The 21632-nt window shown below is 70.5% G+C and carries 23 protein-coding genes; 10 read left to right on the top strand and 13 right to left on the bottom strand.

The annotated features are described in order from the left end of the window. Nucleotides 1–100: 100 nt before the first annotated feature. Both SLINC_RS47890 and SLINC_RS05625 read right to left on the bottom strand, forming a co-directional pair. Nucleotides 101–595: a hypothetical protein gene (locus SLINC_RS47890; protein WP_152038972.1), complete on the bottom strand. Its 495-nt coding sequence runs from the start codon at nucleotides 593–595 to the stop codon at nucleotides 101–103. Between the two features lie 55 nt (nucleotides 596–650). Beyond that, nucleotides 651–1118 carry an SRPBCC family protein gene (locus tag SLINC_RS05625; protein WP_067427524.1) on the bottom strand — a complete coding sequence of 156 codons (468 nt, stop codon included), beginning with the start codon at nucleotides 1116–1118 and terminating at the stop codon, nucleotides 651–653. A gap of 218 nt (nucleotides 1119–1336) precedes the next feature. Between SLINC_RS05625 and SLINC_RS05630 the strand changes: the two genes are divergently transcribed. Continuing rightward, entirely contained in the window at nucleotides 1337–2440 is a 1104-nt protein-coding gene (locus tag SLINC_RS05630) for a DUF475 domain-containing protein (RefSeq protein ID WP_067427525.1), read from the top strand. A gap of 25 nt (nucleotides 2441–2465) precedes the next feature. On the opposite strand, the gene SLINC_RS05635 is transcribed toward SLINC_RS05630, so the two are convergent. From SLINC_RS05635 to SLINC_RS05645, 3 genes are all read right to left on the bottom strand, one after another. After that, the gene (locus tag SLINC_RS05635; RefSeq protein ID WP_067427527.1) at nucleotides 2466–3701 is read right to left on the bottom strand and encodes an MFS transporter; all 1236 of its coding nucleotides are present in this window, start codon (nucleotides 3699–3701) and stop codon (nucleotides 2466–2468) included. Nucleotides 3702–3979: 278 nt separating this feature from the next. After that, entirely contained in the window at nucleotides 3980–5308 is a 1329-nt protein-coding gene (locus SLINC_RS05640) for an enolase C-terminal domain-like protein (RefSeq protein WP_067427529.1), read from the bottom strand. 112 nt (nucleotides 5309–5420) lie between these two features. Then, complete coding sequence (locus SLINC_RS05645; RefSeq protein ID WP_067427531.1) at nucleotides 5421–6758, bottom strand: gluconate:H+ symporter; 1338 nt, start codon at nucleotides 6756–6758, stop codon at nucleotides 5421–5423. A gap of 162 nt (nucleotides 6759–6920) precedes the next feature. On the opposite strand from SLINC_RS05645, the gene SLINC_RS05650 reads away from it, so the two are divergent. After that, nucleotides 6921–7709 (top strand): IclR family transcriptional regulator, encoded by a 789-nt coding sequence (locus SLINC_RS05650; protein WP_067427533.1) that lies wholly within the window; start codon nucleotides 6921–6923, stop codon nucleotides 7707–7709. 12 nt (nucleotides 7710–7721) lie between these two features. On the opposite strand, the gene SLINC_RS05655 is transcribed toward SLINC_RS05650, so the two are convergent. The 3 genes from SLINC_RS05655 to SLINC_RS05665 all read right to left on the bottom strand — a co-directional run bounded on the left by SLINC_RS05655 (nucleotide 7722) and on the right by SLINC_RS05665 (nucleotide 9819). After that, nucleotides 7722–7994, bottom strand: coding sequence for a hypothetical protein (locus SLINC_RS05655; protein WP_067427535.1), 273 nt, complete (start codon nucleotides 7992–7994; stop codon nucleotides 7722–7724). A gap of 115 nt (nucleotides 7995–8109) precedes the next feature. After that, complete coding sequence (locus tag SLINC_RS05660; protein ID WP_067427538.1) at nucleotides 8110–9030, bottom strand: helix-turn-helix domain-containing protein; 921 nt, start codon at nucleotides 9028–9030, stop codon at nucleotides 8110–8112. A gap of 300 nt (nucleotides 9031–9330) precedes the next feature. Beyond that, a complete protein-coding gene (locus tag SLINC_RS05665; RefSeq protein WP_067427540.1) occupies nucleotides 9331–9819 on the bottom strand; it encodes a DUF6069 family protein in 489 nt (162 codons plus the stop codon). A gap of 265 nt (nucleotides 9820–10084) precedes the next feature. Here SLINC_RS05665 and SLINC_RS05670 point away from each other — a divergent pair, with 265 nt between their 5' ends. Further along, entirely contained in the window at nucleotides 10085–11275 is a 1191-nt protein-coding gene (locus SLINC_RS05670) for an MFS transporter (protein WP_067427542.1), read from the top strand. Nucleotides 11276–11319: 44 nt separating this feature from the next. Here SLINC_RS05670 and SLINC_RS05675 read toward each other — a convergent pair whose 3' ends face one another. Next, nucleotides 11320–11670 carry a hypothetical protein gene (locus tag SLINC_RS05675; RefSeq protein WP_067427544.1) on the bottom strand — a complete coding sequence of 117 codons (351 nt, stop codon included), beginning with the start codon at nucleotides 11668–11670 and terminating at the stop codon, nucleotides 11320–11322. A 117-nt stretch (nucleotides 11671–11787) separates the two neighbouring features. On the opposite strand from SLINC_RS05675, the gene SLINC_RS05680 reads away from it, so the two are divergent. After that, the gene (locus SLINC_RS05680) at nucleotides 11788–12246 is read left to right on the top strand and encodes a nuclear transport factor 2 family protein (protein WP_067427546.1); all 459 of its coding nucleotides are present in this window, start codon (nucleotides 11788–11790) and stop codon (nucleotides 12244–12246) included. A 49-nt stretch (nucleotides 12247–12295) separates the two neighbouring features. On the opposite strand, the gene SLINC_RS05685 is transcribed toward SLINC_RS05680, so the two are convergent. Further along, a complete protein-coding gene (locus SLINC_RS05685; RefSeq protein ID WP_067427548.1) occupies nucleotides 12296–12910 on the bottom strand; it encodes a TetR/AcrR family transcriptional regulator in 615 nt (204 codons plus the stop codon). Between the two features lie 140 nt (nucleotides 12911–13050). Here SLINC_RS05685 and SLINC_RS05690 point away from each other — a divergent pair, with 140 nt between their 5' ends. Both SLINC_RS05690 and SLINC_RS05695 read left to right on the top strand, forming a co-directional pair. Continuing rightward, the gene (locus SLINC_RS05690) at nucleotides 13051–13965 is read left to right on the top strand and encodes an alpha/beta fold hydrolase (protein ID WP_079164425.1); all 915 of its coding nucleotides are present in this window, start codon (nucleotides 13051–13053) and stop codon (nucleotides 13963–13965) included. Nucleotides 13966–14031: 66 nt separating this feature from the next. Then, nucleotides 14032–14694 (top strand): HAD family hydrolase, encoded by a 663-nt coding sequence (locus SLINC_RS05695; RefSeq protein WP_067427552.1) that lies wholly within the window; start codon nucleotides 14032–14034, stop codon nucleotides 14692–14694. A 72-nt stretch (nucleotides 14695–14766) separates the two neighbouring features. Here the strand turns inward: SLINC_RS05695 and SLINC_RS05700 are convergent, their stop codons facing one another. Together SLINC_RS05700 and SLINC_RS05705 are read right to left on the bottom strand one after the other, a co-directional pair. After that, the gene (locus SLINC_RS05700; protein ID WP_067427554.1) at nucleotides 14767–15171 is read right to left on the bottom strand and encodes a nuclear transport factor 2 family protein; all 405 of its coding nucleotides are present in this window, start codon (nucleotides 15169–15171) and stop codon (nucleotides 14767–14769) included. 37 nt (nucleotides 15172–15208) lie between these two features. Continuing rightward, nucleotides 15209–15613, bottom strand: coding sequence for a MerR family transcriptional regulator (locus SLINC_RS05705; protein ID WP_067427556.1), 405 nt, complete (start codon nucleotides 15611–15613; stop codon nucleotides 15209–15211). Between the two features lie 424 nt (nucleotides 15614–16037). On the opposite strand from SLINC_RS05705, the gene SLINC_RS05710 reads away from it, so the two are divergent. The 4 genes from SLINC_RS05710 to SLINC_RS05725 all read left to right on the top strand — a co-directional run bounded on the left by SLINC_RS05710 (nucleotide 16038) and on the right by SLINC_RS05725 (nucleotide 20629). Next, nucleotides 16038–17546 carry a SulP family inorganic anion transporter gene (locus SLINC_RS05710; protein WP_067427558.1) on the top strand — a complete coding sequence of 503 codons (1509 nt, stop codon included), beginning with the start codon at nucleotides 16038–16040 and terminating at the stop codon, nucleotides 17544–17546. Nucleotides 17547–17700: 154 nt separating this feature from the next. Beyond that, entirely contained in the window at nucleotides 17701–18948 is a 1248-nt protein-coding gene (locus SLINC_RS05715) for a lactonase family protein (protein WP_107406793.1), read from the top strand. Nucleotides 18949–19067: 119 nt separating this feature from the next. Next, complete coding sequence (locus tag SLINC_RS05720; protein ID WP_067427560.1) at nucleotides 19068–19475, top strand: YciI family protein; 408 nt, start codon at nucleotides 19068–19070, stop codon at nucleotides 19473–19475. Between the two features lie 8 nt (nucleotides 19476–19483). After that, entirely contained in the window at nucleotides 19484–20629 is a 1146-nt protein-coding gene (locus tag SLINC_RS05725; protein WP_067427562.1) for an RNA polymerase sigma factor, read from the top strand. 4 nt (nucleotides 20630–20633) lie between these two features. On the opposite strand, the gene SLINC_RS05730 is transcribed toward SLINC_RS05725, so the two are convergent. Then, entirely contained in the window at nucleotides 20634–21545 is a 912-nt protein-coding gene (locus tag SLINC_RS05730) for a LysR family transcriptional regulator (protein ID WP_225988256.1), read from the bottom strand. Between the last annotated feature and the right edge of the window lie 87 nt (nucleotides 21546–21632).

Consider the following 21632-nt stretch of genomic DNA (forward strand, 5'->3'; position numbering starts at 1 on the left):
GGCTGCCTCAGGATGCGGTCCTGTCTGCGGGAGGGGTCCCGGAGCGTGAGGGACGGCCGAGGCGGGCGTGACCTTCCCGGGATCTCCCCAGGACCTCGTCCTACGGCGCGGCTGCCTCGGCCATCCGCAGCACCGCCCGCTTTCCCCGCACGGTGACGGTCAGTTCGTAGCCGCCGATGCTCAGCCCGCCCGGCGAGAACAGCGTGATGGTGCTCCGGGATCCGTCGGTGCGCCGCCATTCGAGCGTCGTCTCATCGCCCTCGATCCTCGTCACGTTCATGACGGGCGTGCCGAAGGCCCGCTCCGGAACCGGGACTTGGGCGCCCTCCCCGACGCTGACCTCGCACTGGCCGTCGCCGCACGCCGACAGCCGGGTTCCGTCAGCCGGGGCGGTCGAGGAGGGAGAGGCGGAAGCGGAAGGGGTGGGAGTGGCCGGGCTCTTGGACGGTCGTGGGCTCGGCGGGGACACCGGCGTGGAGGCCGAGGGCCGGGACGGTGGGTCGGCGGGATCCGCCGTGCCGGACGACGTGGAGCACCCCACGAGCGCGATGAGCGTGCCGACGGTCAGGACTGCGTGACGAACGGTGTGGGCCATGGCGGAAGGATGCGGTCGCGTCGCGGGACCCGTCCCGCGGCGCGACCGTGCTGTGTCAGTCGGCCCTTTCCAGGTACGACGCCAGGTTGGCCAGCGAGGACGTGATCCCGGCCTCGTGGTCCGCCTGGTCGATGCCCGGTGGCACGTCCACCGCGGTGACGGTCACCTCGGTCCCGTCACCGGCGGGCACCAGGTGCCAGGTCATCGTCATGGTGCCCTCGTACGCCGGGTCGTCGGCCTCGAACACCGCCCGCTGCACGACGCGTTCCGCCGGCACCAGGTCGGCGAACTCGACGTCGACGACATCCGTCGCGTCGGACGTCTTGCCGGGACTGTCGGCGGCATCGAGGTATGTGAGGATCATCCGGAATCCGCCGCCGGGACGCGGGTCCCACCGCTCCACCCGACCTCGCATGCCCTCCGGCGGCATCCAGGCCTCAAGGGCCTGCCTGTCGAGGAGGGCGCCGTAGACGGCCGCCGGTGAGGCCGCGATCACTCTGCCGGCGCGGTCGATCCTGTCCATGGGCGGACTCTACAACCGGTCAGGCGACGCCGGTCCGGCACGGCGCTGTGTCCGACGGCGTGGCCCCGCCCCGACCCGATTCGACCTCGGCATGAGGAGGTTGGATACGATCCCCGGGCGGGTCTCTTCCCTGCCGACGACGACGATGTCGTCCTTCTTCCACACAACGCCTGACACCCTCATCGACCTGACGACCGACTTCATCAGAGGGGAAGCCTGTGATCCTCAAGACCTTCGGCTGGTCGTTCGCGGTCACCGCGCTCGGTCTGACGGCGGCGGTGTTCTACGACGGCTGGACCGCGCTCGGGGTCGTGGCCATCCTCGCCATCCTCGAGATCTCGCTGTCCTTCGACAACGCCGTGGTCAACGCCGGAATCCTGAAGAAGATGAACGCCTTCTGGCAGAAGATCTTCCTCACCGTCGGTGTACTGATCGCGGTCTTCGGCATGCGGCTCGTCTTTCCGGTCGTCATCGTCGCCATCAGCGCCAAGATGGGCCCTGTCGAGGCCGTCGACCTCGCCCTGAACAACAAGGACCGCTACCAGCAGCTGGTCACCGACGCCCACCCGTCGATCGCCGCGTTCGGTGGCATGTTCCTGCTGATGATCTTCCTCGACTTCATCTTCGAGGACCGGGACATCAAGTGGCTAGGCTGGCTGGAGCGGCCGCTCGCCAAACTCGGCAAGATCGACATGCTGTCGGTGTGCATCGCCCTGATCGTCCTGCTGGCCACCGCGTTCACCTTCGCCACCCACGCCCACCAGCACGGCGGCACCCATGTCGACAAGGCGGAGACGGTCCTGATCTCCGGTGTCGCGGGCCTGGTCACCTACTTGGTCGTCGGCGGTCTCTCCAGCTTCTTCGAGAACAGGCTCGACGAAGAGGAGGAGGCCGAGCGCACCGGCAAGGAGCAGTCCGCCGTCCTGCTGGCGGGCCGGGCGGCGTTCTTCATGTTCCTCTACCTGGAAGTCCTGGACGCGTCCTTCTCGTTCGACGGCGTGATCGGCGCCTTCGCCATCACCAACGACATCGTGCTGATGGCGCTGGGCCTGGGCACGGGCGCGATGTACGTCCGGTCGCTCACCGTCTACCTGGTCCGCCAGGGCACCCTCGACGACTATGTCTACCTGGAGCACGGCGCCCACTACGCGATCGGCGCCCTCGCGGTGATCCTCATGGTGACCATCCAGTACCAGATCAACGAGATCATCACCGGCCTCCTCGGTGTCGTCCTGATCACCTGGTCCTTCATCTCGTCCGTGCGACGCAACCGGGCTCTCGCGGCGGCGGAGGAACGGCCGCTGGAGCGCCTCTCCTCGTGACCGGAAGCCGCGGCGCGGCTCCGGTTCACCTGCTGCTCGCGGTGGCGGCGATGGCCGGCAGGACGGCGAGCGCGAGGATGCCGCCGGTGAGGGCGAGGAGGGGGTAGCCCGCGGCGGAGACGACGAGGCCGGAGGCGAGGCCGCCAGTGGCTCCGGCGATGGCGATGGAGACATCGACCATGCCCTGGGTCCTGGCCCGGGTGGCCAGCGGCACGGCGTCGGTGATCATCGCGGTGCCGGAGACGAGGCCGAGGTTCCAGCCCAGCCCCAGCAGGGCGAGCGCGACGGCGAGCAGGGCGACGGAGTCCGCGGGCGCCACGGCGGCGGTGATGCCGGCGCCGAGGAGGGTGAGACCGGAGGCGGCGGCGATGAGCGTAGGGCCATATCGGTCGACGAGCCAGCCGGTCAGCGGGGACGGCAGATACATGGCACCGACGTGAATGGCGATGACGAGGCCGGAAGCCGCGGTGCCGTGGCCGTGGTCGTGCATGTGGACGGGCGTCATCGTCATGACCGCGACCATGACGAGCTGGGTGAGGATCATCGTCAGCGCACCCGGCATCAGCCCCGGCCCGCGGGTCGTCACCTCGGTGGCCTCCGTCCGCTGCCGGAGGTCGAGACTGCGGGCGAGCAGCAGCGGGTCGGGGCGCAGCCAGACGGCGAGGACGAGGGCGGCCAGGGCGTAGGCGGTGCCGGAGAGCAGGAACGGCCCCGCCAGGGTGGGGATGCCGAGGGAGTCGGCGAGGCGTCCGGTGGGTGCGGCGAGGTTGGGGCCGACGACCCCGCCGAGGGTGGTGGCGACCAGGACGGTGGAGACCGCACGGGCCCGGTGGGCAGGGGCGGCGAGGTCGGCTCCGGCGTACCGCGCCTGGAGGTTGGTGGCCGTGCCCGCGCCGTAGACGAACAGGGCGATGAACAGCAGTACGGCGCTGTCGGCGACGGCCGCGGCGATGACACCCGCGCTGCCCACGGCACCGGTCAGGTACCCCGCCGCCAGGCCCGGTCGGCGGCCCCGGGCCTGGGAGATGCGGCCGATGGCGACCGCGGCGAGCGCCGAACCGGCGGTGAACAGGGCACTGGGCAGCCCGGCGAGGTCCGTGGAGCCCAGCATGTCCTGCGCGAGCAGCGCTCCGACGGTGATACCGGCCGCGAGCCCCGCCCCGCTCAGAACCTGGCCGCTCACCAGCACGGTGAGAACACGCCGCTGTGCCTCGGGCCGCGGGGACGAACCGGCGGTGGTGTCCGGGGCGGTGTCTGTCACTGGCGGGTTTCTCCCCACGGCTTCAGGACGTCTGTGACGCGACAGCCGCCGATACGGCACAGGCACTCGCTGCCGGGATCGGACGGGAGCGCGTGGCCAAGGTCGCTCGTCCGTGACGCCCTCGTCAACCCGGTCGGCGTCCGTCACTACGCTCGGCCGACCGAACGAGCCGAGCGCCCTTCCTGCACGTGGCCGACAGTAACGCCGCCGCTGTCGCGCTCCACGAACGGCTCGGCTTCAGAGGAGTAGAGCGCGTCGAGCGGCCCCGGCGCTCCCTCTCACCGCACGAGGCAGGGGCGTTTGGGGTCGAAGGTCCAGTCCTCGATCAGGTAGCGCATGCCTACGGCATCGTCCCGGCCCGATACGGCGATCTCCTGGTGGAGTTCGGCGGCGGCGTGGAGCCGGTCGAGGTCGAGGCGGATGCCGAGGCCGGGGGTGTCCGGTACCGCGACCTGTCCGCCGCTGATGCGTGGAGGGTCCACGGTGAGCCGTTCCAGGCCTTCCTGCCAGATCCAGTGGGTGTCGAGGGCGTTGTACTCGCCCGGGGCGGCGGCGCCGCAGTGGGCCATCATCGCCAGGGAGATGTCGAAGTGGTTGTTGGAGTGGCATCCCCAGGTCAGGCCGGTCGCGTTGCAGAGCTGGGCGACGCGGACCGAGCCCTGCATGGTCCAGAAGTGCGGGTCGGCGAGCGGGATGGACACCGACTGGAGGGCCAGGGCGTGGGTCAGCTGCCGCCAGTCCGTGGCGATCATGTTGGTGGCGGTGGGCAGCCCGGTGGCCCGGCGGAACTCGGCGAGGATCTCGCGGCCGGAGTAGCCGCCTTCCGCTCCGCACGGGTCCTCGGCGTAGGCGAGTGTGCCCACGAGCGGCCGGCACAGTTCGACCGCCTCGCGCAGGGACCAGGCCCCGTTGGGGTCGAGGGTGATCCGGGCCTCGGGGAACCGTTCCTTGAGCGCGTGGACGGCCTTCACCTCCTCGCTGCCCGCGAGGACACCGCCCTTGAGCTTGAAGTCGTGGAAGCCGTACCGGGCGTAGACCGCCTCGGCCTGACGGACGATCGCCTCGGGTGTCAGTGCCTCCTCGTGCCGGAGGCGGTACCACTCCACGTCCGCGTCGGGCTCACGGACGTAGTCCAGGTCCGTGCGGTCCGGGTCCCCGACGTAGAAGAGGTAGCCGAGGACACGTACGGCGTCGCGCTGCTTGCCGTCGCCGAGCAGGGCGGCGACCGGCACGTCGAGGTGCTGTCCTAGCAGGTCCAGGAGCGCCGACTCGACGGCGGTGACGGCGTGCACGGTGGTGCGCAGGTCGAAGGTCTGGGCGCCACGACCACCCGAGTCACGGTCGGCGAAGGTGTGCCGCATCGTCCGCAGAACACGCTGGTAGTCGCCGACACGGCTGCCTACGACCAGACGCTCGGCGTCGCGCAGGGTGCGGGTGATGCTCTCGCCGCCGGGCACTTCGCCCAGGCCGGTGCGTCCTTCGGAGTCCTCCAGGACGACGACGTTGCGGGTGAAGTACGGGGCGTGGGCGCCGGAGAGGTTGAGGAGCATGGAGTCCCGGCCGGCGACCGGATGGACGGCGAACTTGGTGACGACGGGCTGACTCATGACAAGCGGTACCGCTCTCGTGAGATCGGACAGGACAGTGGGAGAACGAGCAGGAGACCAGGCGGAGAAGACGAAGGGGCAGCGGCGGAACCGGCGGCGACGCCGAGGGTGATCAGACCTTGAGGACGTCCAGGACCTGTTCCAGGACCAGTACACCGCCCAGCCCGAGGATCGCCAGCACCGTCGTATAGCTCGTGCGTGCCTTGATCGCGTCGATGACGGACAGGTTGAAGTACTCCTTGAACATCCAGAATCCCGGGTCGTTGACGTGCGAGAAGGCGATCGATCCGCAGGAGACGGCGAGGACCATGACCTCGGCGTGGATGCCACTGCCCGCGAGCAGCGGGAGCGCCACGCCGGAGGCGGTGACGACGGCGACGGTGGCGGAGCCGAGGGCGACGCGGAGGATGGCCGCGATCAGCCAGGCCAGGATGATCGGCGAGATGGACCAGCCGTCGGTGGTGTCCTTGATGTAGTCGGATATCCCGCCCTCGACGAGGACGTTCTTGAAGGCGCCGCCCGCACCGATCACCAGCAGGATCATCGCCATCGCCTGGGCGGCTTCCTTGCACGAGGTGCTGACCTCCGCCAGGCTGCGCCCCATCCGCGGTCCGAAGGCCCAGATGGCGACGAGCAGGGTGAGCAGCAGGGCGATCGGCGCGGATCCGATGAAGGCGACGAAGTGCAGCACCGGACCGTCGCCGGAGTCGGCCAGGTCGGTCACCGCGGCACCGGCGATCAGCACCACGGGCAGCAGGGCGACCCCGAGCGAGAGGCCCATGCCGGGCATGTCCTCGTCCTCGAAGACCCGCTCGCTGACCAGGCCCTTGGGGATCGTGGGGTTCATCCGCCGGATGAACGGCAGGCGCGGCCACAGCAGGGCGATGAGCGCGCCGGCCGGGACGGCGATGAACAGGCCGTAGAAGAGGGTCAGTCCGACGGACGCGTGGAAGGTGGCGGCGACCGCGGTGGGGCCCGGGTGGGGCGGCAGGAAGCTGTGCATGGTGGACAGGGCGATCGACATCGGCAGCCCGACCCAGAGCAGGTTCGACCGGGTGACCCGGACGAGGGTGAAGGCGACCGGCACGATGATGACGAAGGCGACCTCGTAGAACATGGTCACGCCGATGAGCATGGCGGACAGCACCATGGCGACCTGCACCCAGCGCGGGCCGCAGAGGTCGAGGAGTCTGCCGGCGATCCGCTGGGCGGCGCCGGAGTCCCCCATCACGCGGCCGACCATCGCGCCGAGCCCGATGGTGAGCATCGTGTCGCCGATCTGGTCCCCGATGCCCTCCGCGAGCACGTCCGGGATCTCCTCCAGTCCGATGCCCTGCACCAGGGCGACGCCCACGGCGACCAGGAGCAGGGCGGCGAAGCCGTTCAGTCTCAGCTTCGTCATCAGGAAGAGCAGGGCCAGGACGCTGACCGCGACGACGACGAGCGGCATGTGTCAGTTCTCCTTTGAACCGGCAGCAGGACGAGGACGGTCCACGGTCACGTTGATGAACCAGTTCCTCATACAAAGATGACGTCTACATATGAAGACGGAGGTTAGGTCTGTGGACCGCCCGGGTCAATGGGTGCGCGCGAATCCCCTTACGATCGGCGCATGTCGCAGCGCGCGGGCGTACCCGAGGTCAAGTCGGCGGTCCGTACCGTCGCGGTACTCGAACTGCTCGCCGAACGCGGCGACCGACCCGCCCGGCTGCGCGAACTCGCCGACGCGCTGGGCGTACCGCGCAGCAGCATGTACGCACTGCTCCAGACCCTGGTGGAATGCGGCTGGGTCCGCACCGACGCGACCGGATCCCTCTACGGCATCGGGATCCGCGCGCTGCTCACCGGCACCGGCTATCTGGACAGCGACGTACGCGTGCGGGCGGTCCGCCCGTATCTCGACGAGGCCTCGGACGGGCTCGGCGAGACCATCCACCTCGCCCGGCTGGACGGTTCGGACGTCGTCTACCTCGCCACCCGGGAGTCGCACGAGTATCTGCGCACGATCAGCCGCGTCGGCCGCCGCGTCCCCGCCCACGCCGGCGCCCTGGGCAAGGCCCTGCTCGCCGAGCGCCCCGACCACGAACTCCCGCTTCCCGACGAGCCGTTGAGCGCCGCCACGGACAACACCCACACCACCCGCGCCGCCCTGCTCGCCGACCTCGCGGCGACACGGGCCCGCGGCTACTCCGTCGACCGGGAGGAAACGGTCGTCGGCATCGCCGGCTTCGGGTTCGCCCTCCGCTACGACACACCCGCCGTCGACGCCATCAGCTGCTCGGTGCCCGTCTCCCGGCTCACCGACGAACACGAACGGCACATCGTCGCCGTCATGCGGGAGATCCGCGCGAAGATCGAGCGGACGCTGCCGTCGAGTCGGGGGGAGGTGGTGTGGCGCTAGACCGGCCCAAGCTCAGCGCTGCTTCCGGCTCCTGGACAGGAGTTGGAGGCCGGCCACGATCCGGTGGACGCCGTAGAGCGTCGGCCCTCCGGCCACGAAGTAGGCCACCGCGCCCTCGGCTTCGCCGTAGATGACGGCGGTGATGAGCAGCCCGCCGATGAGCCAGGCCGCGCCGAACTCGAGGGAGCGCCTGCCCCGCGCTTCCCATACGGCCCGTTGCTCCGGGGAGACCCGCCGGCACGGAGCGGGCGAACTCCCGCACGGCCGTACGCCGTTGTCAGTCAACTTGGTTCCTGAGTTCCGTGAAGGTGTGCTGCGCTCACCAGGACCCGCGGGATGCCGCACGGCCGGTCGGACGGTCCCCCGTGCCATCCGACCGGCCCGTGTACACGCGGCGACGCTAGCGGGCGGCGGGCGCGCCGGTCTTGGACGAATTTGCACTCGCCGAGAGAGCCATGGCCCCTTCCACCCGGCGCGCCGCCATCATCCGGCCGGGCGTGGTCCCGGCGATGGCGCGGAAGTCGCGGTTGAGGTGCGCCTGGTCGTAGAAACCGCAGGCCGCCGAGATCTCGGTCAGACTCCCGGCCCCGCGGTTGAGCATCGCCACGGCATGACGGAAGCGCAGCACCCGTGCGGACGCCTTGGGCGTCAGCCCGGTCTGCTGGGTGAACCGCCGGATCAAGTACCCCTGGCTCCAGCCCACTTCGGCGGCGATACGGGCGATCGGGACGGCCCCCGCGCTGCCGGAGAGCAGGTGCCAGGCATGGCGGACCTCGGGTGCGGGTTCCGGGCCGTGTGCCAGCCGGGCGAGCAGTGCCGCGTCCAGCAGGTCGAACCTGGCGGCCCAGTCCCGGGTGGACGCCAACCGCTCCTCCAGGATCCCCGCCTCGGGCCCCAGCACGTCCCGGATCTCGACGGCCAGGTTCGTCAACTCGCTCATCGGCATGCCGAACAGGCGGTAGGCACCCAGGGGTGTGAACTCGACCCGGATCGCCTCCTGGCCACCGGGATGGACACAGATCGCGGGCCGGTCCTCCACCCCCACCACCAGCGACCCGATCCTCCCGCTGCCTCCGCCCGCCATGCCGAGCCGACGGACCTGGGCGAAGGGCGCGGCGAGGTTGATCAGCAGAGTCGCGCATCCGGTCGGCACCAACCGCACTTCGTACGGCGAGGTCACCGCTTCCCAATAGCCGACATAGCTGCGCAGGAACGGCCGCAGCCCCGGATGCCAGGGCCGCGTGACCCGCCACAACCCGCCGAGCCGCACGATCTCGACGGCACCCGCACTCGCGATGCCGCCCTGTAACGCGTGAACCACCAAAAGGCTCCCCTCACCTCCGAGGGACCGCCCGGAGCGAACCGCCCGGCTGCTCCGCCGTACCCCCGTCGGCTGTCCGGTGCAGTAGCGGGTGATGCCGCCTGTTTCAGGATATCCATGGTGTCGCATCCCTCTCACGGGTCCGGTAGGTGAAGCCCGTGTGCAGAGGGTGCGGATCCGATGAGGGGCGAGCACGATGCCCCTGGATCGCGAGCAGTGCCTGGCCGGACCACCTCGGTGGGTAACGAGGTGGTCCGGCCAGGCACTGCCGGCTTCGCAGGGGAAGGGCCGGGGAGTCGGTCACCGGTCCCGGTGGGCCAGTCGCCGCGCCAGCACCGGGATGATCACGGCGGCGGCGACGAGGTGCGACACGGCCAGGACGATCTGAGTGGAGACGGCGGTGTGCGGCGCGGCGGCCGGACCGGCCAGGGACAGCACGGTGAGGACGACGGTGGCCACGGTGAAGGTGCGGGCGGGCCGCTTGGCCCAACGGGCGAGGGCCATCGCCAGGACGATTCCCGCGAGCGACCAGAACAGCACGCCCCCGGCGAAGCCGCCCACCGGGATGTCCGCCGCCTCCGTGGCCCCCGGACTGGCCGCGCTCATGGGGACGCCGGCCGCCCGGGCGACGAGCGCGAACACCTCGGTGACGACCGCACCGGCGAGCATCGCCGCGATACCGACCAGCCACACGGGGCGGCCGGCGAGCGAGCGCAGCGAGGACGAGGACGAGGACGAGGACGAGGACGAGGACTGAACGGTCTGGGTCTGGGGCGAGGTCACGCTCATGGCACGGTCTCCTGATTCGGTGTTCGGTCTTGGTGTGCGTTCGGTCTCGGTGTTCCTTACGCATGGTTAGACCGGTCGATCCGCCAGAACTCATCGGCGATCGAGGGAAGTTGCCGAAATCCGAGCGGTCGAGTGCCCGGGCGCGAACGTGGACGCGAGGGCCTGGGCGATGCGGGCGCAACCGTTCCTCTTCCTTGCCCTCCCCCTGGCGCCCACCTACTCTGACTTTGTGCCGCTAATAAACAAATCCCGAACGCACAACGCCGTGCCGGGCAACGGCAACGACCTCACCCGCCTTCGCATCGCCCTGACCACGTTCTTCGCCCTCGACGGCTTCATCTTCGCCGGCTGGGTCGTCCGCATCCCCGCCATCAAGCACCAGACCGGGGCCTCCGCGAGCGGCCTCGGGCTCGCCCTCCTCGGCGTCTCCGCCGGAGCCGTGGTCACGATGATGATCACCGGCCGGCTCTGCCGCCGCTACGGCAACCACAAGGTCACCGTCGTCTGCGGGATCCTGCTCTCGCTCAGCGTGGCGCTGCCGCCGCTCACCCACTCCGCCCTCACCCTCGGCGCCGTACTGCTGGTCTTCGGCGCCGCATACGGTGGCATCAACGTCGCCTTCAACAGCGCCGCGGTCGACCTGGTCCGGGCCCTGCGGCGCCCCGTCATGCCCAGCTTCCACGCCGCGTTCAGTCTCGGCGGCATGATCGGCGCCGGACTCGGCGGGCTCGTCGCCGGAGCGCTCTCCCCCACCCGGCATCTGCTCGGTCTCACCCTGATCGGCCTGCTCGTCACCGCCCTCGCGGGCCGCACCCTGCTGCGTGTCGAGGCCCCGGCGTTGCGCGTCGAGGCCCCGGCACCGGCGCAAAGCGCGCCACGGGCGGAGTCCTCGCCCCGCGGCGCGAAACCCCACGCCCGCGGACTCGTCGTCATCTTCGGCCTGATCGCCCTGTGCACGGCCTACGGCGAGGGCGCCCTGGCCGACTGGAGCGCCCTGCACCTGGAACAGGATCTGGACGCCTCACCGGGCGTCGCGGCGGTCGGCTACTCCTGCTTCGCCCTCGCCATGACCATCGGCCGGCTCACCGGCAGCCGGCTGCTCGAACGCCTGGGCCAGACACGCACGTTGGTGTACGGCGGCACGACCGCCTCGATCGGCATGCTCCTCGGCGCGCTCGCCCCCGCCCTGTGGGTGGCGCTGATCGGCTTCGTGGTCACCGGGCTCGGTCTGGCGAACCTCTTCCCCGTCGCCGTCGAACGCGCCGGCACCCTGGCCGGGCCGGACGGCGTCGCGGTCGCCTCCACCTTCGGCTACGGCGGGATGCTCCTGGGGCCGCCCGCCATCGGCTTCATGGCCGACTGGTTCTCCCTCCCCGTCGCCCTCACCAGCGTGGCCGCACTCGCCGCCACGGCCGCGGCCATCGCCCTGCTGACCCGTCGTACGGCAACCGGCTGACGCCGGGCCCGGCCTCCCCTGGACACCGGGCCAGAACAGGCCTCTCAGAGCCAGCGCTGTGCCGCTTCGACGCTGTCCCCGCCGCTGGTGTTGAACGCGATGGCGGCCTGCGGCGCGTAGCGGCGGACCAGGTTCACGATCTGCTCGAAGAGCGGGAGCAACTGCTCGGCCTTGCGGATCCCGCCGCCGATGACGACCACGTCCCACGGACGCTCGCTCAATGACGTGACGAGAGTGGGGTCGGCCGACTCGTCGAACACGATCAGCGTCATGGCAGCGTCGATGCCGTGCTCGCCGAACCGGACCAACTCGGCGTCGAGAGCCGCGTGCAGGGCCGGTCCGTCGACGCCGGGTATCGCTTGCGGGTCGTAACCGACAACCAGTACGGAGGACATGCGGCCAACCTATTACCTCTGGGGTAATCGACCGCACTCCCCCACCCCGGCAGGATCGAGCACATCGAGGAAAGCCCTCGATAACGGGATTCCGCCCGCGGCCGCGAGGAGTGCTCCATGTCCGTCAAGTCCCCCGCAACGAACGCCGGTTCAGCCCCCACCGCGAGTGCCGTCGCCGAGGCCACCCGGGCCGTCGTACAGGAGTTTCTCGCCGCCCGGCTGGCCGGGGACACCGAGCGGCTCGCGGCGGTCTTCGCCGACGAGGTCGACTGGGTGCTCGCCGAGAATCCGGCCGTCCCGTGGATCCGCCCGCGGTCCACCGCCGCCGAATGCGCCGCCCAGGTCACGGAGTTGACGGAGCACACAGTGCCCGAGGACGCGCGCGCGTCGGTCGACACGTTCCTCGTCGACGGCGCCGACGCCGTTCTGATGGGCCACCTGTCGGGAACCGTCCGCGCGACGGGGAAGTCCTTCGAGGGCCCGTTCGCTCTGCACCTCACCGTCGAGGACGGCCGGATCACCCGGCACCGGCTCTACGAGAACAGCCTGTCGATCGCCGAGGCGTGCGCCCGGTGAGAACGGGGGCGGGTCGTTTCGCCGTCCGGCGGGAGGGCCGGTGGCCGGCTCACTCGTCGCCGCCCGGGGAGAAGATCCGGTCCAGGTGGTAGTCGAAGATCGCGGTCGCCGACTCGGGGTCGCGCTGGCCGACGAGAATGCTGGTGCCGAGTCCCGCGGACATGGCCAGCAGGCTGACCGCCTCCGACCGGGTGTCCACGCCCGGCCGCAGCAGCCCGGCCTCCTGCGCCTGCTGAAGCAGACCGACGAGGACCGCCTCCGCGGCGTCCGGGTCCTTGATGAAGGGCTGGGCCGCGAGCGCCCGGTCGTGGACGGCCAGAACGGCGTACGAGGTGTAGAGGTGGTGGAAGGTGCGGCTCTCCAGGTCGGTCGGCAGGGCCGCCGTCAGCAGTGCCTCGATCATCGCGCGCGGTCCCGGTTCGTCCCCGGCGGCCCGGATCCTGGCGGCGACCCGCTCGCCGAATCTCTCGGTCAGGTGCCGCAGTCCGAAGAGCAGGAGTTGCTCCTTGGTCTCGAAGTAGTACTGCACCAACCGGAGTGAGACGCCCGCCTCGGCCGCCACGTCCCTCATCCCCACGGCATGCAGTCCGCGCCGGCCGGCGACCCTGACGAGCGCGTCGGCGATCTCGGTGCGCCGCTCCGTGTGATCCACGCGCTTGGGCATCGTCGGGTTCTCCGCATCTGTCCGCTGTCCGCTGTTCGCGCCGGTGACCGGGGCGGGCTCCGCCGGCCGTTTTTATGGTACACCCGTACCACCGTCGTGGTACGGTCGTATCACGAAGACCGACTACCCCGGAGGTGGCCGTGCCCGACACCGCTGCAATCCGCACCCAGGCCGATGTCGGCCGCTATGTCAGCGACGCCTGGCGCGAGCGCTACTTCGCCGCCTGCGACACGCTCTACGCACTGGGGGCCACCGCGCTGGCGGAAGAGGACGTGGAGACGTCCTTCGGCACCACCCACGTCTATCGCTACGGCCCCGCGGACCCGGCCGCCCGATCGCGCACCCCCGTCGCCCTGGTGCACGGAGCGGGTTCCTGCTCCGCCATGTGGTACCCCAACACCCCGGACCTCAGCGCCGAGCGGCCCGTCTACGCGATCGACACCCTGGGCGACCCCGGCCGCAGTGTGCAGCGCAAACCCATCCACCAACCCGAGCGCGCCGCCCAGTGGTTGGACGAGACGCTCGACGCACTCGGTCTCGACCGGGTCCATCTCGTGGGCGCCTCCTACGGCGGCTGGCTCGCCCTGAACCAGGCGCATCTGAGGCCCGGCCGCCTCGCCTCGGTCACCCTCCTCGACCCCGGCGGCCTGGAGAAGGTGGGACTGCGCTTCTTCGTCTGGCTCTTCGCCGGCCTCTTCGCGACCTTCGCCCCCAAGGCCCTCCGCCCCAGGCTGGCGGCCTGGCTGGAGCAGCCGGTCCTCGTCATGCCGGAGCTGCGCACCATGATCAGGACGGCCGTCCGCGCCTACCGCATACGCCGTCCGTCACCCCTCCCCCTGTCCGAGGCCGAACTGTCCACCGTCCGCACCCCTGTCTACCTGGTCCTCGGCAAGCGCAGCCTGCTCGTCCACCCACAGCGTCAGGTGGAGCGCGTGCCCCGTCTGATAGCCGGCGCCCGGGCGGAGATCATCCCCAGCACCGGCCACGGACCGTGGATCGACCACGCGGAGGAGGTCAACCGCCGCATGCTGGAGTTCATGAACGCCGTCGACTGATACCCGCATGACACCCGTCCTGCCGGGCCGTGCCGGGGCCCCGCGCTCCGGTGGCATGCTGGGGCGGTGTCCTCATCCACTCCTGCGGGCGCCGTCTTCTTCGATGTCGACGGCACTCTCGTGCCGGGTACTAGTACGTCGCTCTTCCTGGCCGGTTTCCTCGGCCATCGGGAGGAGTTGGCGAAGGCCGAGGACGCCTATGCCGCCGGAGCCATGGACAACCGGCAGGTCTCCGAACTGGATGCCGCGGGCTGGGCGGGAGTCTCCGAGGACCAGATCTCCGGATGGCTCGACGGGCTGCCCCTGGTCACGGGCATCCAGGAAACCGTGGACTGGTGCCGGCGGAACGGCTTGGCGCCCGTGCTGGCGACCCTCGCCTGGTCGCCGGTCGGCGGCTACCTGACCGGCCGCTTCGGCTTCCACACGTCCTGCGGGCCCCAACTGGCCACTGCTGAGGGCCGGTTCACGGGCGAGGTCGCCCGCCACTTCGACGAGCACGACAAACGGGACTTCGCCCTCGTCCAGGCGCGAGAACTGGGCCTGGATCTCCGCTCGTGCGGCGCGGTCGGGGACAGCCGTTCCGACCTGTCCCTGTTCGCGGCCGTGGGGTTGAGCGTGGCGTTCAACCCCACGGCGGGAGCGCGGGCGGCGGCGACCGTCGCGGTGGACGACGGCGACCTGCGAAGCGTCCTTCCCGTCCTGAACGGCTTGCTCACAGCCGGTCGTTGACCGTCGGGTCGCGGCCGCCGTCCCACGGCGCTCCGGGCCACGCACTCGGCCCGACCGATCAACCGATGACGGTCACTCGTCGAAGTAGGCCTTGGCGACGGCGTAACTGTCCTCGTAGAGGTGGTAGCGGGTGATGCGCCCGCCCTCGACCGTGGCGTGCAGGGCGAACGCCGTGTCGATGTCCCGGCCCGTCTTCCTGACCTCGGAGACCAGGCGCCCGATGAGCACCACGTCGTCGCCGTCGGCGATGACCTGGCGGAGGTCGAACTCCTTGGACTGCACATGGGTCCGCAGCAGTTCGAAGAAGGTCCGCATGCCCTCCGCCGAGTCGACCTCCGGTATCCATGGGATGCCCGGCGGGTGCGGGATCGAGAACGACACGGAATCCGCGAACAGGGCCGCCGCCTCCCGGGTCTTCCCCTCGGCGAGCAGAGGGAACAAGCTCTGGACGATCTGTGCCGGCGACTCTGCTGTCATGCCTTCCGACCCTACAGGGCCGCTTCGGGCGGCCGTTTCAGACCGTGGGAGTCGACGTGAGCCGCCGCGCCAGAGTGGCCGCGAACTCCTCCGCCCGGGACATCTGGGTGCGCAGGTCCTCGACCCGCTGCCGGGTGGCGTGCTCGAAGCCGCGGATCCGCTCCAGCAGTGCTTCACGCTCCTCGGACGGCAGTTCCTCACCGGCATCGAGGCGGTCGGTGGCCTCCAGCAACGCGCGCATCTCGTCCAGGGTGAAGCCGAGCGGCTTCATACGGCGGATGACCATCAGGCGGGCGACATCGGACTCGGTGTAGAGGCGGAAGCCGCCCTGGGAGCGGGCGGAGGGAACGACGAGGCCGGCGTCCTCGTAGTGCCGGATGGTCCGCAACGACAGCTCGGTCCGTGCGGCGACCTCGCCGATCTGCATGTGCTCGCTGCTCACGCGGGGGTGTCCTCCTCGTCCCTGGCCGCGGTCGAGGACCGCCGACGCCGATCTCTACTCTAACGTTAGGGTAGAGTCGCCTCGGTGTCGGGTCGGCCGCCTGCCGTGTCCGTTGCCACGGCGCGGGATGTCGTCCCGTGACCGTCAGCCGTGTCGGGGCCGACGAAGCCCCCGGCGAAGACCGTCGTCCGCAGGAGAGAGCGTGCGCATGTCCGTGATGCCCGGCGCCGCCGCCTGCCCGCCGTGACCCTTTGCCTCCGAGCGACACCCGCTTCCCTCAGCGGTTGCCCGGCTGCTGTCTGCTGACGTCGGTCCGCCGCCCACGGCCGTTCGTCGCCGGCCGACCTGGCTTTCCACGCCTCTACGCCTTTCGCGCGCCCGCCGTGATGCCGGGTGTGCCCGAGCACGACAGGTTCCTCGTCTCTTGTCCTCCTCCGCACTGTCCCCGGCCACCTGGCTGCGCGGCTCCCGACGTCCGTCCTGGCTGTCCGACCCGAAGGTGCTGCGCACCGAGGTGCTGGCAGGTCTCGTGGTCGCGCTGGCGCTGATCCCGGAAGCGATCTCGTTCTCGATCATCGCCGGCGTCGACCCGGCGGTCGGCCTGTTCGCCTCCTTCACCATGGCCGTGACCATCGCGATCGTCGGCGGCCGGCCGGCCATGATCTCGGCGGCCACCGGTGCCGTCGCCCTGGTCATCGCCCCGCTCAATCGTGAGCACGGCTTCGGCTACCTCGTCGCGGCCGTCATCCTGGCCGGCGTCTTCCAGATCGTCCTCGGCGCGCTCGGTGTCGCCAAGCTGATGCGGTTCGTGCCGCGCAGCGTGATGGTCGGCTTCGTCAACTCCCTCGCGATCCTCATCTTCATGGCGCAGGTGCCGGAGATGACGGACGTACCCTGGCCCGTCTACCCGCTGATCGCCGCCGGGCTGGCGCTGATGGTGTTCTTCCCCAGGATCACCACCGTCGTCCCGGCGCCCCTGGTGTCCATCGTCATCCTCACCGTCATCACCATCGCGGCCGGCATCGCGGTGCCGACCGTGGGCGACAAGGGCGCCCTGCCGTCCTCCCTCCCCGTGCCGGGGCTGCCGGACGTGCCGTTCACCCTCGACACACTGACGACCGTCGCCCCGTACGCGCTCGCCATGGCGCTGGTCGGCCTGATGGAGTCGCTGATGACCGCCAAGCTGGTCGACGACATCACCGACACCCACTCCTCCAAGACCCGCGAGTCCGTCGGACAGGGCGTCGCCAACATCGTCACCGGCTTCTTCGGCGGCATGGGCGGCTGCGCGATGATCGGCCAGACGATGATCAACGTACGGGTGTCCGGTGCCCGCACCCGGCTGTCGACCTTCCTGGCCGGCGCCTTGTTGATGGTGCTGTGCATCGTCTTCGGGCCGGTCGTCTCCGACATCCCCATGGCCGCGCTGGTCGCGGTGATGGTCATGGTGTCGGTGGCCACCTTCGACTGGCACTCCATCGCCCCGAAGACGCTCAAGCGGATGCCGGCCGGGGAGATCACCGTCATGGTGGTCACCGTCGTGTGTGTCGTGGCCACCCACAACCTCGCCGTCGGCGTCGTCGTGGGCTCGATCACCGCCATGGTCATCTTCGCCAAGCGCGTCGCCCATCTCGCCGAGGTGAGCGCCCTCACCGACCCCGACGAGGCCACTGTGGTCTACCGGGTGACCGGCGAGCTGTTCTTCGCCTCCTCCAACGACCTGGTCGGCCAGTTCGACTACGCCACCGAGGCCGACAAGGTCGTCATCGACCTGTCCGCCGCGCATGTCTGGGACGCCTCCTCCGTCGCCGCCCTGGACGCCATCGAGACCAAGTACGCCCAGCGCGGCAAGACCGTCGAGATCACCGGGCTGAACGAGGCCAGCGCCCGGATCCACAAGACGCTCAGCGGCGAACTCACCGGCGGCCACTGACCGCGGTTTCGCCGACCGGCCATTGCTTACGAGAGTCTGACGCGGCGCACGTTCCCCACCCACCGCACCACTCCCCCTGGCCACTCTGGTCACGTCCACGGACACCTACGCGGACGTATCAGCGCCATGAGGAACGAAGGAGCGGGACGTGAACATGCACGACGAGCACGGCGAGCGCCGCCACAGCCCGAAGACCAGCAGCCACCGCGGTCACCGGGCGAGGTCGAGGACGCGGCGGATCGTGATCGGCGCGAGCGCGCTCGCCACCGTCGCGGCGGCCACCGTGGCCGTCTCCCTCGCCTCGGCGAACCAGTACGGGACGTCCCGGGCGGAAACCGGTCGCGCGGTCTTCGTGCAGGGCAACGAGCTGGGCGGCAACACCGTTCACGTCTTCGCGCGGGACGGGCAGGGCAGGTTGAAGGCCGCGGGCACCTACGCGACGGGCGGCAAGGGAGGCGACCAGGTCGACGCTCCCACGGACTCCCTCGCCTCACAGGACTCCCTCGTCTACGACGACACCTCCAAAACCCTGCTGGCCGTCAACGCGGGCAGCGGCACGCTCACCTCCTTCCGCGTCCAGGGGACGAAGCTGAAGGGCCGTCAAGTCATGCACACCGGCGGCGAGTTCCCGTCCAGCATCGCGGTGCGGGGCAAGCTGGCCTACGTCATGAACGCGGGCGGCGAGGGCAGCGTCCAGGGCTTCCGGATCACCGCGAAGGGGCTCGTGCCGATACCGGGATCCTTCCGCTCCCTGGGGCTGGCCAACGAGGACGTACCCCGGTTCGACACCTCGCCCGGCGAGGTCGAGATCACCCCGGACGGCCGCAGCATGGTGGTCACCACCAAGGGAAACAACACGATCCAGGTCTTCCCGCTCAAGCGGAACGGCCTGCCCGCCGTCGCCGAGCCGGTCGTCAACAAGTCCGCCGGCAACGTGCCGTTCGCCGTCAGCTTCGACCGGTCCGGCAGCAGGATGCTGGTCGCCGAGGCCGAGAAGTCCACGGTGACCACGTACCGGGTCGGCCACGACGGCAGGCTGAAGGTCCTTCAGAAGCCACTCGCCAGCGGCCAGGAGGTCCTGTGCTGGCTGGCACGCTCGGGCGACTTCTTCTACGGCGGCAACACCGGCAACTCGACCGTCACCGGGTACCGCATGGACAAGCGGGGAAAGCTCGCCCTGACCAATGAGGTGGGCGTCGCCACACCGCCCTCCGCGAAGTCGCAGGGTGTCATCGACATCGCCGTGACCAAGGACGAGAAGTTCGTCTACGTCCAGAACGCCGTCTCCGGCACGGTCGACGGCTTCCGCGTCGAGCGGAACGGATCCCTCACCAAGATCACCACCGTCGAGGGTCTGCCCGTCTTCGCCGAGTCCGGCATGGAGGGCATCGCCGCGATGTGACACCCCGGCCGAAAGAACTCGGACAGAGATCCGGACGGCGATGTCGAATATCCATGACCGGCTCCGTCCCCGGGGTGCAGTGACCACAATGGGTCACACCAGCACCGAGGAGAACAACGATGGCCAAGTACCTGCTGCTCAAGCACTACCGCGGCGCTCCGGCTCCGGTCAACGACGCGCCGATGGAGCAGTGGACGCCGGAGGAGATCTCGGCGCACGTGCAGTACATGCGCGACTTCGCGGCCCGGCTGAAGGAGACCGGCGAGTACATCGACGAGCAGGCGATCGCTCCCGAGGGGGCGTTCGTCCGGTACGACGGGGAGGGGCGCCCGCCGGTCACCGACGGCCCGTTCGCCGAGACCAAGGACCTCATCGCCGGCTGGATGGTGATCGACGTCGACAGTTACGAGCGTGCCGTCGAGCTGGCCGGGGAACTGTCGGCCGCCCCCGGGGCAGGCGGCAAGCCGATCCACGAGTGGCTCGAACTGCGCCCGTTCTACTCCGAGCAGTCCTGTGTGACGGAGTGACCCCATCCATGGACGAGGCTTTGCTGCGCAGCCTCACACCGGGCGTGCTCGCCGTCCTCGTCCGCCGCGGAGCCGACTTCGCCGCGGCCGAGGACGCCGTCCAGGACGCGCTGGTGGAGGCGGTCCGCGTCTGGCCGGCCGATCCGCCGCGGGACGCGAAGGGCTGGCTGGTCACCGCGGCCTGGCGCAAGTTCCTCGACCAGGCACGGTCGGAGACCGCCCGCCGCCGGCGCGAGAACCTCGTCGAGGAGGAACCGGAGCCCGGGCCCGCGCCCGCGGCGGACGACACGCTCCAGCTGTACTTCCTGTGCGCCCACCCGTCGCTGACGCCGTCGTCGGCGGTCGCGCTCACGCTGCGCGCCGTCGGCGGACTGACCACCCGCCAGATCGCCCAGGCCTACCTGGTGCCCGAGGCGACCATGGCGCAGCGCATCAGCCGGGCCAAGCGGACCGTCTCCGGCGTGCGGTTCGACCAGCCCGGTGATGTCGCCACGGTGCTGCGCGTCCTCTACCTGGTCTTCAACGAGGGCTACTCCGGCGACGTGGACCTCGCCGCCGAGGCCATCCGGCTCACCCGGCAGCTCGCGGCCGCCATCGACCATCCCGAGGTGGCCGGGCTGCTCGCCCTCATGCTGCTCCACCACGCCCGGCGCGCCGGCCGGACGGCGCCCGACGGCAGTCTGGTGCCCCTCGCCGAGCAGGACCGCGGCCGGTGGGACACCCGCATGATCGCCGAGGGCGTCGCGATCCTTCAGGCCGCCCTGGCCCGCGACCGCCTGGGGGAGTTCCAGGCCCAGGCCGCCATCGCCGCGCTCCACGCGGACGCGCCCGCCGCCGAGGAGACCGACTGGGTGCAGATCGTCGAGTGGTACGACGAGCTCGGGCGCCTGACCGACAACCCCGTCGTGCGGCTCAACCGCGCGGTGGCCGTCGGCGAGGCCGACGGACCGCGCGCCGGTCTGGCGGCACTCGCCGAACTGGACACCTCCCTGCCCCGGCACACCGCGGTGGCGGCGCACCTCCACGAGCGCGACGGCGATCTGGCGACGGCGGCCCGGCTGTACGCCGAGGCGGCCCAGAAGGCGCCCTCCCTCGCCGAACGCCAGCATCTGACACGCCAGGCCGCCCGGCTCAACGCCCTCCTGCGTGGCTGACGGATCAGGCTCCGATGCCGGCCGACGGCGGCGCGAGTTCGGCCGCGACCTCTACGGCGATCTCGACGGCCCGGCCCGCGAGGGGTGACTGGATACGTCCGGCCTGCCAGTGCAGGTAGATCTCCCGGGGCGGCAGGGACGGCCGTAGCTCGTGGATGCTGAGCCTGCCGTCGGGCGGGATGCCGGCGCCGTGGATGGCGAGCCAGGGCAGCACCGCCGATCCCAGGCCGGCCCGCACCATCGACAGCAGGGTGTCGTTGACCGCGCTGCGGAACACGATCTGCGGACGGGCGCCACCGCGGGCGATGGCCTGTTCCATCACGGGCTGGTCGCAGATCAGCGGCCAGGCCACCATCGGCGCGCCGTCGAGCCGCTCCAGCGGGACCGGGCCGTCGGGGAAGGTGCCGGCCCCCGCCACCAGCAGGTACGGGTCGTCGAGCAGCTTGCGGTGCTCGACGTCACCGTCGATGCGGCCGTCGTAGAAGAGCAGGTCGAGGTCACCGATCCGGGGCTGCTCCGGCTCCTCCTCGAACAACCTGATGTCGCAGCCGGGGTGTTCGCCGCGCAGTCGGCGGACGACCGACGGCAGGATCACGTTGGACACGCTCTGGAACGTGCCGATGTCGATCCGGCCGTCTCCCGCCTTGAACCGGTCCACGGCGTCGGTCAGGGCCTGCGCCTTCGCCAGCAGCGCGCGACCCTGGTCCAGGACCACGGAGCCGAGCGGGGTGAGCCGCACCGCCTTCGGGCCACCCGGCCGGTCGAACACCGGACCGCCGACGGCCCGCTCCAACGCGGCGATCTGCTGGCTCACCGTCGACTGGGTGTACCCGAGCCGGGCGGCCGCCCGTCCGAAGGAGCCCTCCTCGGCGATGGCGGCCATCGCCGCCAGATGGCGCAGTTCGACGTTGCTCACACGCTCCAGCGTAGCCACGTCCATTGCCGCAGGCGATCGAGTCGATCGGAAATCATCGCTTTTCACCATGACTCCGGGGCTCTAGCG

Source organism: Streptomyces lincolnensis, from assembly GCF_001685355.1.
GTDB classification, from domain to species: Bacteria; Actinomycetota; Actinomycetes; order Streptomycetales; family Streptomycetaceae; genus Streptomyces; species Streptomyces lincolnensis.